Genomic DNA, 14,371 nt, shown 5'->3' on the forward strand with positions numbered 1-14,371 from the left:
CACGTCAACGTCCTCCGCCGCCCACGGCCCGGCACCCCCGCCGGGCTCTCCGCCGCCCACGGCCCGGCACCCCCGCCGGGCTCTCCGCCGCCCACGGCCCGGCACCCCCGCCGGGACGCCCGTCGGCCAGGCGCATACTGGGGCGAGTGAGCGCGACGACGAGACGAGGGCCGGTCGCCGTCTGGCTCACCGGGCTGTCGCTGTACTTCCTCGCCGTCTTCCACCGCTCGTCGCTGGCGGTCGCCGGGCTCGCGGCGACGGAGCGGTTCGGCATCTCCGCCGCCCAGCTGTCGACCTTCGTCATGCTGCAGCTCGTCGTCTATGCCGGCATGCAGATCCCCGTCGGGCTCCTGCTCGACCGGTTCGGGCCGCGCCGCATCCTCACCATCGGCGTGGTCGTGCTGACCCTCGCCCAGGCGGCGTTCGCGCTCGCCGACACGTTCGCCGTGGCGCTGGTGGCGCGCGTCTTCGTCGGCCTCGGCGACGCGATGACCTTCGTCTGCGTCCTGCGGCTCGTCACCACCTGGTTCCCGTCGCGACGCATCCCGCTCGTCACGCAGCTCACCGGCGTCCTGGGGCAGCTCGGCGCGCTCGTGGCCGCCGTGCCGATGACGTGGGCGCTGCGCGAGCTCGGTTGGACGCCCACCTACCTCGCGGCCGCCTCGCTCGGGCTGGTCCTCATGGTGGTCCTGCTCGTCGTCGTCCACGACGAGCCCGGCTCGCCCCACGTGCTCGGCGCGCCGCTGTCGTGGACGACCGTCCGCAGCAGCCTGGCCGCGTCGTGGCGCCACCCCGGCACGCGGCTCGGCTTCTGGGTCCACTTCACCACCCAGTTCAGCGCGACGACGCTCGGCCTGCTGTGGGGGTACCCGTTCTTCGTGCGCGGCGAGGGTCGCACCTCGGCGCAGGCGGGTGCCCTGCTGACCATCCTCGTGCTCGCCGTCATGGTCGCCGGACCGGTGCTGGCGTGGGCGATCACCCGCGACCCGTGGCACCGCTCGACGATCGTGCTGGGCATCGTCTGCTCCATCGTCACCGTCTGGACGGTGGTGCTCGTGTGGCCCGGCACCGCCCCGAGCTGGCTGCTCGTGCTGCTGGTCGTGGTGGTCGGCGTCGGCGGCCCGGCGTCGATGGTCGGGTTCGACCTCGGCCGCTCCTTCAACCCGCCCGACCGCCTCGGTGCCGCCACCGGGATCATCAACCAGGGCGGCTTCGTGGCGTCGCTGCTGCTCGTCGTGGCCATCGGGCTCGTGCTCGACTGGCGCACGCCCGGGGCCAGCACCGACTACGCGCCCGGGGCGTTCCGGTGGGCGATGTCGGTGCAGTACGTCCTGTGGGCGGTCGGCCTCACCCAGATCTGGCGCTACCGCCGCCGCACGCGCGGGCAACTGCTCGCCGAGGACCCCGACGCACGCGAGCACTGGCGCGGTCGGCTGGCCTGACGCGACCGCTCAGCCCGCGAGCACCGGTCGTCGGGGGTCGAACAGCTCGACGGGGTGGTCGGTCGTGCCCGTGGTCGCGAGGTCGGCGAGGATCTCGCCGATCACGGGCACGAACTTGAACCCGTGGCCGCTGAACCCGCACGCCACGCTCACCTGCGGGTGGCCGGGGTGCTGCCCGACGACGAAGTGCTCGTCCGGCGTCACCGAGTACAGGCAGGTCTTGGCCTGCACGACGGGTCGGCCGAGCAGGGGGAACAGCTCGCGGGCGCGCTCGAGCATCCGGTCGTTCTCCTCCTCGCGGACCACCCGGTCGATCGTCGCGGCCGTGGTGGGGGAGCCGACGCGGAAGAAGCCGAGCTTGAAGCCGCCGTCCGGCCCGTCGGTCATGGGGAAGCCGTAGATCTGGTGGTTGCCGTGCGTCTGCTCGATGTAGACGGGGTGGTGGGCGTCGCTCCAGCGCTCGTAGGGCACGGTGCTCGTGTCGGGCGTGAACCAGTGGAAGACCATGCGCTCGATCGACAGCGGCAGCTGCAGGTCGGCCAGGACCTCGGGCGCCCACGGTCCCGGGGAGACGACGAGCCGGTCGGCCCCGTAGCGACCCTGCGGCGTCACGACCTCGACGCCACCGCCCGGCGTCGCGCCCCACCAGGTGACCGGCTCGCCGAAGCGCAGCGTCGCCCCCTTGCGCGCCGCCACCTCGGCGTTCGCGACGACGGTCTCCTCCGGCCGCACGTAGCCGGCCGCGGCCTCGTAGAGCGCGAGGGCGTCGGGGGCGGGGGTCATCGACGGGAACCGCTCGTGCACCTGCTCCGCGGTGAGCACCTCGTGGTCGAGCCCGTGCTCCTGTGCCGCGGCGAGGCTGCCGGCGAACGTCGTGCTCCCGGGATCGCCGAGGTAGATCCCGCCGCACAGCGTCATGAGGGAGCGGCCCGACTCCTCCTCGAGCCGACGGAAGCCGGCGTACGACGACCGCAGGAGCGGCACGTAGGCGGCGTCCTCGAAGTACGACTGACGGATGATCCGGGTACCGCCGTGGTGCGCGCCGTGCGCGTGGCCGGGGGTGTAGGTGTCCAGGCCGAGCACGGACACGCCGCGGTCGGCCAGGGCGTTGCAGGCCGCGGCGCCCATCGACCCGACCCCGAGCACGATCACGTCGTAGTGGTCCATGGCGGGATCCTTCCAGGAGGGGTGCGGCGGCTCAGCCGCGCAGCCGGGTCATCTGCGGGTCGACGATCGGCTCGGCCGTGACCGTCGCCGCGTGCCGCACGCCGAGGTACTCGACGTCCAGCGCGGTGCCCACCGTCGCGAGGGCGCTCGGCACCCAGGCGTAGGCGATCGACGTTCCCGACGTGTAGCCCTGGTCGGCGCTCGTCACGTACCCGACGACGGCGTCGCCGGACCGCACCGGCTCGTGACCGAGCAGCACCGTGCCGGGGTCGTCGAGGGTGAGGCACACGAGTCGCTGCGTGCTCGTGCGGGCGGCGAGCGCGGCGGCTCCCACCACGTCGCGTGCGCCGATCCGCACGGCGAACCCGAGCCCGGCCTCGTCGGGCCCGTGCTCGCGCGTGACGTCGTGCCCCCACAGCCGGTAGCCCTTCTCCAGCCGCAGGCTCTCGAACGCGCGGCGACCCGCCGCGACGATCCCGTGCTCGGCGCCGGCCTCCCACAGGACGTCCCAGAGCCGGCCGCCGAACTCCGCCGGCGTGTACAGCTCCCACCCGAGCTCGCCGACGTAGCTGAGCCGCATCGCGAGGACGGGGACGCCGGCCACGCGCAACCGCTGGGCGGTGTAGTAGCGGAACGCCGCGTCGCTGACGTCGGTGTCGGCGAGCGCGGCCAGCACGTCGCGCGAGCGCGGGCCCCACAGCCCGAGGCCGCAGTGCCCGGTGGTCACGTCGTGCACCTGCACGCTGCCGCCCTCGGGCAGGTGGGCCCGCAGCCAGTCGAGGTCGAGCGGACCGTTGAGGCCCAGCTGGTACTCCTCGGGACCGAGCCGGGCGGCGGTCACGTCGGACAGCACGCCGCCGGACTCGTCGAGCAGCAGCCCGTACACGACCTGGCCGACGGCTCGGTCGACGTCGCTGGTGAGCATGCGGCGCAGGAAGGCGGTGGCGCCGGGGCCGCTCACCCGCGCTCGGGGGAGCGGCGACATGTCGTGGAGCGCCACCCGCTCGCGGGTGGCGCGGGCCTCGGCCGCGGCGATCGGCGACCAGTGCCGCGCCGCCCACGCGTCGCGGTCGTCCAGCCGGAGCGCGGGCTCGTCGGGGAGCGGCAGGTCGGCGTTGGCCTCGAACCACAGCGGCCGCTCCCAGCCGGAGGCCTCGCCGAGCACGGCGCCCAGGGCACGCTGCCGGTCGTGGAACGGAGGCGTCCGCAGACCGCGCATCCGCGCCGTCGACGCGCGCGGGTGCACGACGTCGTACACCTCGTCGTAGGCCTCGCTGGCGCGCTCGACCGTGTGCGCGTGGCTGACGACGGCGGGGTCGAAGCGGCGGAAGTCGAGGCCGTGGGTGTCGATGCCCGGGTCGCCCGTCGTCAGCCAGTCCGCGACCACCTGGGCCATGCCCGCCGACTGCGTCACCCACACCGCCTGGGCGAGCCAGAGTCCCTCGACGCCGGGCACCGGCCCGAGCATCGGGCCGCCGTCGGGCGTGAAGGAGAAGATGCCGTTGAAGCTGCGTCCGACGTCGAGCCTGGCGTCGCGCAGCTCGGGCACGATCGTCTGCGCCTCCTTCCAGGTCGGCTCGTAGTCCTCGGGGGTGAACGGGTGCATCGCCGGGTGCACGCCGGTCGCGGCGAACTCGTCGGCGCTGGCGATCTGCGGGTCCTCGACGGGGAGCGGCCGGTGGTCGTAGGCGCCGATGGCGATCGTGGAGCCCCACTCGCGCAGGTACATCCCGGCGTCCTGGTGGCGCAGCATCGGACGGACGACCTCCGTCGCCTCGTCGACCGACGCGCGGGCGGCCAGCGGCTCGCTCCACCCGAACCCGTGGGCCATCGGCATCATGGGCAGCTCGAAGCCGAGCAGGTCGCGCGCCAGCCCGGGGCCCCAGAGCCCGGCGGCGCTGACGACGACGTCGGCGCCGATGACGTCCGGCTGTGCGTCGGGAGCGGCAGGGACGGGCAGGACCTCGACCCCGGTGACGCGGCCGCCCTGCGTCCGCAGCCCGACCACGCGGGTGAGCGGCCGGATGGTGGCGCCCGCGGCCTCGGCGCGACGGGCCTGCCACTGCACGGCGCGCACACCCTTCACGACGGCATCGGTGGGGGTGTGCAGCCCGCCGGAGACGGTGTCGGGGTCGAGGCCGGGCCAGAGGGCGGCGCACTCGTCGGGTCCGACGAGCGAGGCCTCCACGCCCCACGACGTCGCGAACCCCAGCCGGCGACGCAGCTCGCGCAGTCGCTCAGGGGTGCGGGCGATCTCCAGGCCGCCCACCCGCTTGCTCACCCACGCGCCGTCGACGTCGAGCCCGTCGAGCTTGTCGAGCGTCCGCTGGGCCAGCAGGCTCATCACCCGGCTGCCGTTGGTCTGGAACACGAAGCCGGGGGCGTGCGAGCTCGAGCCGCCCGTCTCGTACAGCGGCCCCTGGTCCACGACCGTGACCCGACGCAGACCGCGCAGGGTCAGCTCGTCGGCCAGGGCGGCGCCGACCACGCCGAGACCGATCACGACGACGCGCGGCTGGGGGTAGGGCACCCGGGCTCCCCTCTGTTGCGTTCAACGCAACACTGATCTGCAGGACGCAACGAGCGTAGGACGGTGTCGGTCGTGGGGGCAACGCCGTCCGGCAGGTTTCACCTGCCCGTAACAGGGGTCAGTCGCTGGGGGCGCCCGGTCGGTGGGCCGGTCGTACCGTCCCCCAGCGCAGCCCCAGCTCCTCGGCGCCGTCGGCGAGGTCGGCGGCGAGGTCGGCGAAGCCGGACGCCGGCATGCGGAAGTCCGGCGCGGTGACGGACAGGGCCGCCACGACCCGTCCGTCCGCGCCGCGCACGGGGACGGCCACGGCACACGTGCCCGCCTCCCACTCGGCGTCGGCGCTGGCCCAGCCGCGGCGACGGACGCGGTCGAGCTCCTCGACGAGGTCGTCGGGACGCGTGAGGGTGCGGTCGGTGTAGCCCTCCAGGCCGGCGGCCAGCACCTGCTGCAGCAGGTCGTCGCCCGCGTGGGCCAGCAGGACCTTGCCCGTCGAGGTCGCGTGCAGCGGCGTGCGCTGGCCGACGTACTGCCGGGTGACCGCCACCATCTGCGTGCCCATGGCCTGCGTGATGTTGACGGCCGAGACGTCGTCGAGGATCGCCACGTTCGTCGTCTCGTCGAGCCGGCGCGCCATCGCCTCGCACGCCTGCTGGGCGTCGCGGGTGAGGTCGATGCGTGTGCTCACGGCGCCCGCGAGGCGCAGCACGCCCAGTCCGAGCCGGTAGGCGCCGCGGTGCTCGACCTGCTCCACCAGGTGACGGGTCTCCAGGGTCGCGAGCAGCCGGAAGGCCGTGGACCGGTGGACGTCGAGCGCACGGGACAGCTCGCTCACCCCCACGGTGCCGCCGTCGGCGAGCAGCTCGAGGATCGCGGCGGCGCGGTCCACGGACTGGACGAGGCCGGGCTCGGTGTCGTTCACGGCGGTCCTTCCGGTCGGACGGGTGAGCGTATTTCGCGCAGGTGAAATGTTCGTCGATCGGCGCGTCCGGGCTTGACGCAGGGGCCGACCCGTCTGCACCGTGTTGTGCATACAGAACATGTGTTGCGCTGTCAGCAACATACACGATCATGCCACTGCACCATCACACGACTGGGAGGGGTGAGCGATGCACCGGGTCTGCGCCGTGACCGACCTCGTGCCCGGCGAGGGGCTGCGGATCGACTCCGTCGTGCCGCCCATCGCCGTCTTCCTCACCGAGGAGGGCACCGTCCACGCGATCGACGACACCTGCACGCACCAGGACGCGTCGCTCGCGGCCGGCTGGGTCGAGGACTGCCGGGTCGAGTGCCCGCTGCACGCCAGCACCTTCTCGCTGCTCACCGGCGACGTCGACACGCAGCCGGCGAAGAAGCCCGTGCGCGTGCACGTGGCGGAGGTGCGCGACGGCGACGTGTGGGTCCAGCTGAGCACCGCCGCGCCGAACCTGCCGCCCGGGGTGACCTTCGCATGAGCGACCCCGTGAGCGACCCCATGAGCGACATCGTCGTGGTCGGCGCCGGCCTGGCCGGCTTCCACACCGCCTCCGCGCTGCGCCGGGTCGGGCACCGAGGCGCCATCACGGTGCTCGGTGCCGAGGCGCACGCCCCCTACGACCGACCGCCGCTGTCCAAGGCCTTCCTGGGCGGCAGCGTCAGCGCGGCCGACCTGGCCCTCGACGACCCCGACGCGCCGCTCGACGTCGCCTGGGAGCGCGGTGTCGGTGCGGTCGGCCTCGAGCCGGGTGCCGCGGGTGTGCCGCACCGCGTGCTGCTGGCCGACGGCACCGAGCGGCGCGCCCACCACGTCGTCGTCGCGACGGGCGCCGACGCCGTGCGGCTCGGCGACCACGTGCCCGGTGCGCACGTCCTGCGCACGCTCGAGGACGCCGAGCGGCTGCGCGCCGAGCGGCTCGCGGGCGCACGCGTCGTCGTGGTCGGCGACGGCTTCGTCGCGCTGGAGGCGGCGTCGACCGTGGTCGCGCTGGGAGCCGCGTCCGTCGTCGTGGCCGGCCCGGAGGAGCGGCCGCTCGAGCGGCGCTACGGGCAGCAGGTCGCCGCGTCGCTGCTCGCCCTGCACGCCCGACGCGGTGTCGCGTGCCGAGGCAGGGCCCGCGCCGTCGCCGTCACGTCCGGGGCCGACGGTCGCGCGGACGGCGTGCTGATGGCCGACGGCACGCACCTCGACGCCGACGTCGTGGTCGTCGGCATCGGCGCCCGGCCGGCGACCAGCTGGCTCGCCGGGTCGGCCGTCGTGCGCGACGCGACCGGCCACGTCGACTGCGACGCGCGCGGCGCGACGTCGGTCCCCGGTGTGTGGGCCGTCGGCGACTGCGCCCGCTGGAACGACGAGGTCCGCGGGCCGATGCGCTGCGCCGGTCACTGGCAGGACGCCCTCGACCACGCAGCCGCCGTCGCCGCGGCGGTGACCGGTGCGGCCGCGCCGGCCGCCACCGAGCCGTACTGCTGGTCCGAGCAGCACGGCGTCATGCTCCAGGTCGCCGGGCACCTGGTCGGGGGCGAGCAGGCGACGGTGCTCGACGGCTCCGTCGACGGCGCGGACCTGCTCGTGCGCTACGAGCGCGACGGCGAGGAGGTGGCCGTGCTCGGCATGAACCGCCCGCGGGAGGTGACGCGCTGGCGCCGGTCGCGCCGCGCTCGGCCCGCCCCGACGCCTGCGCCGCCCGTCCCCGCTGCGGCCGGTCCCGCCCGATCCCTGGAGGACGCATGATCATCGACCAGCTCGACGCACCGCTCGAGGGCTCGCTGCGTCCGACGCTGCCCGGCCTGGTCTACACCGACCCCGAGCAGTTCGCCGCGGAGCAGGCCCAGATCTTCGAGCAGACCTGGTTCTGCGCCGTGGCGAGCTCCGACGTGGCGCGGGCCGGTGACTGGCGCACCGTCGAGATCGGCCGCGAGCGCCTCATCGTCTCGCGCAACCGCCGCGGCGAGGCCCGCGCCTTCTTCAACGTCTGCCGGCACCGCGGCATGCAGGTCTGCACGGAGGAGTCCGGGTCGAGCCGGACCTTCCAGTGCGGCTACCACGCCTGGACCTACGACCTCGACGGTGCGCTCGTCGCCGCACCCAACCTGACGTCGATGCCCGACGTCGACCGGGCCGCCTACGGCCTGCGTCGCGCGCACGTCCGCGAGTGGCTCGGGTACGTGTGGGTCTGCCTGGCCGACGAGCCGCCGTCGTTCGAGGAGACCGTGCACGGCGAGGTCGTCACCCGGCTGGGCGAGCTGCACCACCTCGACAACTACGGGATCGAGCGGCTCCAGGTCGCGCACCGCATCCGCTACGACGTGGCAGCAAACTGGAAGCTCGTGGTGGAGAACTTCCAGGAGTGCTACCACTGCGCCACCATCCACCCCGAGCTCACCGAGGTGCTGCCGGAGTTCGCGGACGGCTGGGCGTCGCAGAGCGGTGTCAACCACGGCGCCCTGTTCGCGCCGGAGGTCGAGGGGTTCACCATCGACGGGTCGGCCGGCGCGGCGGTGATCCCCGAGATCGCGCCCGACCAGGAACGCCGCTACTACGCGATCACCATCCGGCCCAACGTGTTCGTGAACCTCGTCCCTGACCACGTGATCGTGCACCGCATGTTCCCGGTGGCCGCCGACCGGACGATCATCGAGTGCGACTGGCTGTTCCTGCCGGAGGTGGTGGCTGCGGGCACCGACGTCAGCAAGCAGGTCGAGCTGTTCGACCGCGTGAACCGCCAGGACTTCGACGCGTGCGAGAAGACGCAGCCCACGATGAGCTCACGGCACTACGTCGACGGGGGCGTGCTGGTGCCCGCCGAGCACCACATCGGGGAGTTCCACGACTGGGTCGCGGACCGGACCGGCCTGCAGCGCTGAGGGCCGCCGGCTCGCTCAGACCTCGAAGGTCAGGCCGGTGGCCTGCTCCGTCGCCGCCCAGAGGTCGCGGGCGAGCTGCTCGTCGCGGGCCCAGCGCGTCATGCCCGCGATCACCGGGGCGCCGCGGGTCCCGCCGAGCGACGCCGGGCCCACGTACTCCCCGCCGGTGAACGTCGGGTCGGTCGCGGCCCGCAGGCTCGGCAGCGCCCCCGCAGCGGCCGACTGGCTCGCCAGTGCCGACACCTGCTGCACGACCGTGCCGAGGAACGGGTTGCCCATCGCCACGCCGGTCTTCTGCAGCTCGGTGCGGGCGAAGCCCGGGTGCGCGGCCGTGCTGACGACGGCCTTCCCCGCAGACTTCAGGCGGCGGTCGAGCTCGAGCGCGAACGACAGGTTCGCGAGCTTGGACTCCGCATAGGACACCCAGCGGCGGTAGCGTCGCGGCGAGCCCTCCGGCGTCAGCGAGCGCAGGTCGATCCCCTTGGCCTGCAGGTGCGCGAGCGACGAGACGGACACGACCCGGGCGTCGTCGGCGAGCAGCGGCCACACCTGCGCCGTCCACGCGAAGTGGCCCACGTGGTTCGTGCCGATCTGCAGCTCGAAGCCGTCGGCCGTCGTGCTGTACGGCGGGATCATGATGCCGGCGTTGTTCACGAGCACGTCGATGCGGTCGTGCCGCGAGCCCAGCTCCTCGGTCGCCCGGCGGACGTCGGCGAGGTCGGCCAGGTCGAGGGAGAGCACCTCGACGTCGACGTCGGGCAGCTCCTCGCGCAGCCGGGCGAGCGTGTCGTCGGCCTTCTGCGGGTTGCGTGCGGTGACGGTCAGTCCCGCGCCCGCGCGCGCCAGCTCGAGGGCGGTGTGGAACCCGAGCCCCCCGGTGACACCGGTGACGACGGCCCGCTTCCCGCCCAGGTCGGGGATGTCCTGCGTGCTCCAGCTCATGGGACGAACCGTATCCGCCCCACCCCCACCCCGCCGGACGATCTCGCTGCTCGAGGAACGACCGGCCCCGCTGGTCGAGTAGTCGACGCCGCGACGGAGGAGCTGGCGGAGGCGTATCGAGACCACTCCGGGCGGACGCTGGGAGCCGGTTTGCGCTGGGCCGTTGCCGGGTGGTCTCGATACGCAGCGACGAGCTCGCTGGCGCTCGCCGTCGCGGCTACTCGACCAGCGGTGGGGTCCGTTGGTCGAGTAGTCGGGCTGGGCGAGGAACGAGCCTGAGCCCGACGTATCGAGACCACTCGGAGCGGTCGCTGGGGGTTGGCTCGCGATGGGCCGTTGCCGGGTGGTCTCGATACGCATCCACGGCGCTCGCTCCTCGCGCGTGGCCGCTACTCGACCAGCGAGACCTACCGCTGGTCGAGTAGTCGACGCCGCGACGGAGGAGCTGGCGGAGGCGTATCGAGACCACTCCGGGCGGACCCTGGGAGCCGGTTGGCGCTGGGCCGTTGCCGGGTGGTCTCGATACGCAGCGACGAGCTCGCTGGCGCTCGCCGTCGCGGCTCCTCGACCAGCGACACCGCTGGTCGAGGAGGCCGACCGGCTGGGGGCACCTCCCGCTTGCGGGGGCCGAAGGAGCCCGGTCGGGCGTATCGAGACCGCCCCGAGCCGTCGCTGGGGGTGGGTCAGAAGGTGACGGCCATCTGCTCGAGGACGCGGTGGGCGAGGTCGGTGTCGCCGCTCACCGCGACGTCGACCGCACCCGGGCGCCGACGGCCTGCGGCCAGCACGGCGAAGGCCTCGGACGTCAGCGTGAGGGTGGCGGTGGGGGCGTCCGGCACGCCGGGGCGGGCGCGGCCGTCGTCGCCGACCGTCGCGCCGACCTGCAGGGCGATCGGGCCGGTGAGCTCCCACAGGACCGACGTGCCGGCCGTCGCGCCGACCTTCTTGCCGAGCACGAACGGCATCGCGGCCGCGAAGGTGTGGGTCGTGACCTGCGCGCCGGCCGAGTCGAGGTTGCCGGGCCGGTCGACGGCGCGACGTACGTCCTGCTCGTGGCACCAGACGTCGACGGTGCGGTTGCGCAGCATCGTGTCCCACGTCCAGCCGACACCGGCGGGCGTGTGCTCGGCGCGCGCGGTGGGGTCGTCGGGCAGCGCGTCGCCGAGCCGCTCCGCGCGGACGTCGACGCTGCGGCGCAGCTCGTCGAGCACCTGCTCACGCGTGAGCCCGCGCCGCGACTCGACCCCGGCCTCCGTGTACACCGAGGCGATGCCCCCGGCCGACGCCGTGGTGGGTGCCTCGTCGACGACGTGCCCCGCGGTGACCGCTTCGAGGTGGGCCAGGTGGGCGGCGACGTCGGCGACCGTCCAGCCCGGCAGGTCGGTGGGCGTGGACCACGCCGCGTCGTCGAGCTCCTCGAGCAGGGCGATCGTGTCGCGGACGCTGGCCAGCCAGGCGTCGACGTAGGTCTGCAGCATTCAGTCCTCCAGGGTGCGCTTGCGTCGGGTCCACCAGGTCGCCACGGCGAGCGCGACGGCGACGGCGGCGGCGATCCAGGCGATGCCCGCGCCGTTGCGGGTGCGGTCGAGGAAGCCGTCGGCGACGGCCACCCGGTAGGTCGCGGCGTCGGCGGCGCGGTCCTTCGGCGTGCAGCGGACCGCGACCTGGTCCGACCCCTCACGCTCGAACGCGATCAGGTACCAGGTCGAGCCGTCCTGCGGCACGCGCAGGTCGATGGGCGCGTCCTCGAGCTGCACCGGCTTCGCGCCCTTCGCGGGCCCGGTCGCGGTGCACGTGACGTCGCGCTCGGGCTGCCGGACGTCGGTGAAGACGGCCAGCGAGGCGCCCTTGGCGTCCACCCGCTCGGTCAGGTTCTGCAGCGTCGCGTCGCGGACGTGGTCCCACGCGCCGGCGGCGACGACGGCCGAGGCCATCCATCCGCCGATCGCGAGCAGGAACGCCGCGAGGTACCACAGCGGACTGGTCAGACGCACCCGCTCACTCTGGCACACGCGTCGGTGCGGGTCAGGTGGGCCACGCGCGACGGCTTGACCGCAGGGCCGGGGAGGAGGACGCTGGGCTCCGCTAGTTGAACCTTCACCTTTCTCAAGGAGCTCCCATGGACGAGGTCTTCCTCATCTCCCGCTTCCTCTTCGCCTACCTCGTCATCGGCTCGGGCATCGGTCACCTCACGGCGACCGGCGCCATGGCCGGCTACGCCGAGTCGCGCGGTCTCTCCAACGCCAAGGTGCTCGTGCAGGTCAGCGGCGTCGCGCTGCTGGCCGGCGGCGTGTCGGTGCTGCTCGGCATCTGGGGCGACATCGGCGCCCTCGGCCTGGCGATCCTGCTGCTCGTGACGGCCGTGCTGATGCACGCGTTCTGGAAGGAGAGCGACGCCCAGGCCAAGCAGATGGAGATGGTCGCCTTCAACAAGAACGTCGCCCTCGCCGGCGGTGCGCTCGCGCTGTTCGTGCTGCTGTCGACCGACTTCGCGCCCTACACGCTCACCGGCGCGCTCATCAACTGGTGACGACGGGCTGAGCAACGACGCCTGGCGCGACCACGAGGCGTTCCAGCACGAGGGCGAGCGGCGGCCACGTCGCTCGCCCTCGGCGCGTCCAGACGAGTGCGCGCATCGTGACGCCGGGGTCGTGGAACGGGACGACCGTCACGCCGTCGCGCGGACGACGCCAGAGCGGCAGCATCCCGACGCCGAGGCCCGCCACCACGAGGTCCTCGACGAGGTCGAGGCTGTCGGACAGGTGCTCGACCCGTGGCTCGAAGCCCGCCATCGACGCGAGGACCCGCAGCACCTCCTCGTCGGCCGTGTTCCGCGAGTTGCCGATCCAGGCGCCGGCGGCGTGGCGGCGCAGCAGGTCGGGCGCGGCGAGGTCGGTGGCGGGTGCGTCCGCCGTCGGCACACCCAGGCCCCACGCCGCGCGCCACAGGGGTCGCGACGCGATCGCGCGGTCGAGCGTCGCGGGAGCGAGGTCGTAGTCGTAGGCGAGCGCGAGGTCGATCCGGTCCGCGAGGAGCGCCTCGCGGGCCTCGCCCGGCTCCAGCTCGTGCACCACCACCCGCACGGCGGGATGCGTGACCGCGAGCTCGGCCACGACCGGCAGCAGGGTGGTGCGGACGGCCGTCGCGAAGCCGGCGACGCGCACCGTGCCGGCCGGCTCGGCGTCGGGGTCGAGGTCGGTGCGAGCGGCCTCGACGGCGGCGAGGATCGCGACGGCGTGGTCGGCCAGCCGACGACCCGCGGGCGTGAGCCGGACGCCTCGACCGTCCGGCTCCACGAGCGGCGTCCCCACCTCGCGGGCGAGGGCGGCCACCTGCTGCGACACGGTGGAGGTGCTCGTCATCAGGACGTCGGCCACGGCACGCATGGACCCGTGCCGCGACAGCTCGAGCAGCACGGCGAGACGGTCGGTGTTCACGGGGGCATCGTCCCTGTTCGACGGACGGTTCGTCCGGCATCGTCACGTGGACGCGGACGGACCGCAGCGTGTCTCCTGGTGCCGTGCAGCTCTCGTCCTCGTCCTCGACCATCCCCGACGGCGCCCCGCGCGGGGCGGTCATGGCGCTGGCGTCGATGACGTCGGTGCAGCTGGGTCTCGCGGTGTCCGTCGGACTCTTCGACCGCATCGGCTCGGAGGGTGCGGCGTGGCTGCGACTCGCGTGGGCGGGCGTCATCCTCGCGGTCCTCGTCCGCCCCTGGCGTCGCGGGCTGAGCCCGGCCACGCTCCGGGCCTGCGTGGCGCTCGGCGTCGTGACGGCCGGCGTCACGATGCTGTTCATGGCGGCCGTCGCCCGGCTGCCTCTCGGCACGGCGAGCGCGCTGGAGTTCCTGGGTCCGCTGTCCGTCGCGGTGCTCCGTGGGCGACGCGGCACGTGGGTGTGGCCCGCGCTGGCCGCAGTGGGCGTCCTGCTGCTGACCCAGCCCTGGAGCGGGGAGATCGACGGCCGCGGCGTCCTCTACGCGCTCGGCGCGGCCTGCTGCTGGGCGGGCTACATCGTCCTCACGCAGCGCGTGGGCGACGCGGCCGACGGCATCGTGGGACTGGGCGTCTCCATGCCGGTGGCGGGCCTGGTCGCCACGATCGTGGCCGGGCCGGCCACGATCGGCCACCTCGACCTCGAGCTGCTCGTCGTCGGCGTGGGCCTGGCGATGCTCGTGCCTGTGGTCCCGTTCGCGCTGGAGATGCTGGCGCTGCGGCGGCTCACGACCGCCGCGTTCGGGACGTTGATGTGCCTGGAGCCGGCGATCGCCCTGGTCGTCGGGCTCGTCGTGCTCGACCAGGTGCCGGACGTGGGTGCCGTGCTGGGTCTGGCCTGCGTGGTCGCGGCGGGCGTGGGCGCGACCCGGTCGGGTGGCCGGGCGCCCGTCGCCGCAGCCTGAGCCCCACGCACGACGAAGCCCCCGCCCGGTGCCGGGCGGGGGCTTCGTCGT

The 14,371-nt window shown here is 74.0% G+C and carries 13 protein-coding genes; 6 read left to right on the forward strand and 7 right to left on the reverse strand.

Going from position 1 to position 14,371, the window contains the following annotated elements; all coding sequences use genetic code 11:
* The first annotated feature begins 146 nt into the window (after nucleotides 1-146).
* Nucleotides 147-1,442, forward strand: coding sequence for a nitrate/nitrite transporter (locus QE370_RS05910; RefSeq protein WP_253026200.1), 1,296 nt, complete (start codon nucleotides 147-149; stop codon nucleotides 1,440-1,442).
* A 9-nt stretch (nucleotides 1,443-1,451) separates the two neighbouring features.
* Here QE370_RS05910 and solA read toward each other — a convergent pair whose 3' ends face one another.
* The 3 genes from solA to QE370_RS05925 all read right to left on the reverse strand — a co-directional run bounded on the left by solA (nucleotide 1,452) and on the right by QE370_RS05925 (nucleotide 6,058).
* Nucleotides 1,452-2,609 carry an N-methyl-L-tryptophan oxidase gene (gene solA / locus QE370_RS05915; protein ID WP_309633770.1) on the reverse strand — a complete coding sequence of 386 codons (1,158 nt, stop codon included), beginning with the start codon at nucleotides 2,607-2,609 and terminating at the stop codon, nucleotides 1,452-1,454.
* A 31-nt stretch (nucleotides 2,610-2,640) separates the two neighbouring features.
* Nucleotides 2,641-5,139, reverse strand: coding sequence for an FAD-dependent oxidoreductase (locus QE370_RS05920; RefSeq protein ID WP_309633771.1), 2,499 nt, complete (start codon nucleotides 5,137-5,139; stop codon nucleotides 2,641-2,643).
* A gap of 118 nt (nucleotides 5,140-5,257) precedes the next feature.
* The gene (locus QE370_RS05925; RefSeq protein WP_309633772.1) at nucleotides 5,258-6,058 is read right to left on the reverse strand and encodes an IclR family transcriptional regulator; all 801 of its coding nucleotides are present in this window, start codon (nucleotides 6,056-6,058) and stop codon (nucleotides 5,258-5,260) included.
* A gap of 187 nt (nucleotides 6,059-6,245) precedes the next feature.
* Here QE370_RS05925 and QE370_RS05930 point away from each other — a divergent pair, with 187 nt between their 5' ends.
* Genes QE370_RS05930 through QE370_RS05940 form a run of 3 tightly spaced genes read left to right on the forward strand, consistent with a single transcriptional unit; the run spans nucleotide 6,246 to nucleotide 8,979 of the window.
* Nucleotides 6,246-6,590 carry a bifunctional 3-phenylpropionate/cinnamic acid dioxygenase ferredoxin subunit gene (locus QE370_RS05930; protein WP_253026192.1) on the forward strand — a complete coding sequence of 115 codons (345 nt, stop codon included), beginning with the start codon at nucleotides 6,246-6,248 and terminating at the stop codon, nucleotides 6,588-6,590.
* Nucleotides 6,587-7,846 (forward strand): FAD-dependent oxidoreductase, encoded by a 1,260-nt coding sequence (locus QE370_RS05935; protein WP_309633773.1) that lies wholly within the window; start codon nucleotides 6,587-6,589, stop codon nucleotides 7,844-7,846. The genes QE370_RS05930 and QE370_RS05935 overlap by 4 nt, the downstream gene beginning before the upstream one ends.
* Nucleotides 7,843-8,979: an aromatic ring-hydroxylating dioxygenase subunit alpha gene (locus QE370_RS05940; RefSeq protein ID WP_309633774.1), complete on the forward strand. Its 1,137-nt coding sequence runs from the start codon at nucleotides 7,843-7,845 to the stop codon at nucleotides 8,977-8,979. The genes QE370_RS05935 and QE370_RS05940 overlap by 4 nt, the downstream gene beginning before the upstream one ends.
* 15 nt (nucleotides 8,980-8,994) lie before the next feature.
* On the opposite strand, the gene QE370_RS05945 is transcribed toward QE370_RS05940, so the two are convergent.
* The 3 genes from QE370_RS05945 to QE370_RS05955 all read right to left on the reverse strand — a co-directional run bounded on the left by QE370_RS05945 (nucleotide 8,995) and on the right by QE370_RS05955 (nucleotide 11,915).
* Nucleotides 8,995-9,921: an oxidoreductase gene (locus QE370_RS05945; protein ID WP_309633775.1), complete on the reverse strand. Its 927-nt coding sequence runs from the start codon at nucleotides 9,919-9,921 to the stop codon at nucleotides 8,995-8,997.
* Between the two features lie 683 nt (nucleotides 9,922-10,604).
* Nucleotides 10,605-11,399, reverse strand: coding sequence for a maleylpyruvate isomerase family mycothiol-dependent enzyme (locus tag QE370_RS05950; protein WP_309633776.1), 795 nt, complete (start codon nucleotides 11,397-11,399; stop codon nucleotides 10,605-10,607).
* Nucleotides 11,400-11,915 (reverse strand): hypothetical protein, encoded by a 516-nt coding sequence (locus tag QE370_RS05955; protein ID WP_253027351.1) that lies wholly within the window; start codon nucleotides 11,913-11,915, stop codon nucleotides 11,400-11,402. It lies immediately after the preceding gene.
* 125 nt (nucleotides 11,916-12,040) lie between these two features.
* Between QE370_RS05955 and QE370_RS05960 the strand changes: the two genes are divergently transcribed.
* Nucleotides 12,041-12,451, forward strand: a complete 411-nt coding sequence (locus tag QE370_RS05960) for a DoxX family protein (RefSeq protein WP_309633777.1) — start codon at nucleotides 12,041-12,043, stop codon at nucleotides 12,449-12,451.
* On the opposite strand, the gene QE370_RS05965 is transcribed toward QE370_RS05960, so the two are convergent.
* Nucleotides 12,441-13,358 carry a LysR family transcriptional regulator gene (locus tag QE370_RS05965; RefSeq protein ID WP_309633778.1) on the reverse strand — a complete coding sequence of 306 codons (918 nt, stop codon included), beginning with the start codon at nucleotides 13,356-13,358 and terminating at the stop codon, nucleotides 12,441-12,443. The genes QE370_RS05960 and QE370_RS05965 overlap by 11 nt on opposite strands.
* An 83-nt stretch (nucleotides 13,359-13,441) precedes the next feature.
* Between QE370_RS05965 and QE370_RS05970 the strand changes: the two genes are divergently transcribed.
* Nucleotides 13,442-14,320: an EamA family transporter gene (locus QE370_RS05970; RefSeq protein WP_309633779.1), complete on the forward strand. Its 879-nt coding sequence runs from the start codon at nucleotides 13,442-13,444 to the stop codon at nucleotides 14,318-14,320.
* Nucleotides 14,321-14,371 lie beyond the last annotated feature (51 nt).

The sequence above is a fragment of the Aeromicrobium sp. SORGH_AS_0981 genome, from assembly GCF_031453195.1.
Classification (GTDB): Bacteria; Actinomycetota; Actinomycetes; order Propionibacteriales; family Nocardioidaceae; genus Aeromicrobium.

What these genes read in the sequence shown, in the direction of transcription:
- QE370_RS05940 (WP_309633774.1), top strand. Translation starts at nt 7,843, where the DNA reads ATGATCATCGACCAGCTCGACGCACCGCTCGAGGGCTCGCTGCGTCCG.
- QE370_RS05960 (WP_309633777.1), top strand. Translation starts at nt 12,041, where the DNA reads ATGGACGAGGTCTTCCTCATCTCCCGCTTCCTCTTCGCCTACCTCGTC.
- QE370_RS05945 (WP_309633775.1), bottom strand. Translation starts at nt 9,921, where the DNA reads ATGAGCTGGAGCACGCAGGACATCCCCGACCTGGGCGGGAAGCGGGCC.
- QE370_RS05930 (WP_253026192.1), top strand. Translation starts at nt 6,246, where the DNA reads ATGCACCGGGTCTGCGCCGTGACCGACCTCGTGCCCGGCGAGGGGCTG.
- QE370_RS05935 (WP_309633773.1), top strand. Translation starts at nt 6,587, where the DNA reads ATGAGCGACCCCGTGAGCGACCCCATGAGCGACATCGTCGTGGTCGGC.
- solA (WP_309633770.1), bottom strand. Translation starts at nt 2,609, where the DNA reads ATGGACCACTACGACGTGATCGTGCTCGGGGTCGGGTCGATGGGCGCC.
- QE370_RS05950 (WP_309633776.1), bottom strand. Translation starts at nt 11,399, where the DNA reads ATGCTGCAGACCTACGTCGACGCCTGGCTGGCCAGCGTCCGCGACACG.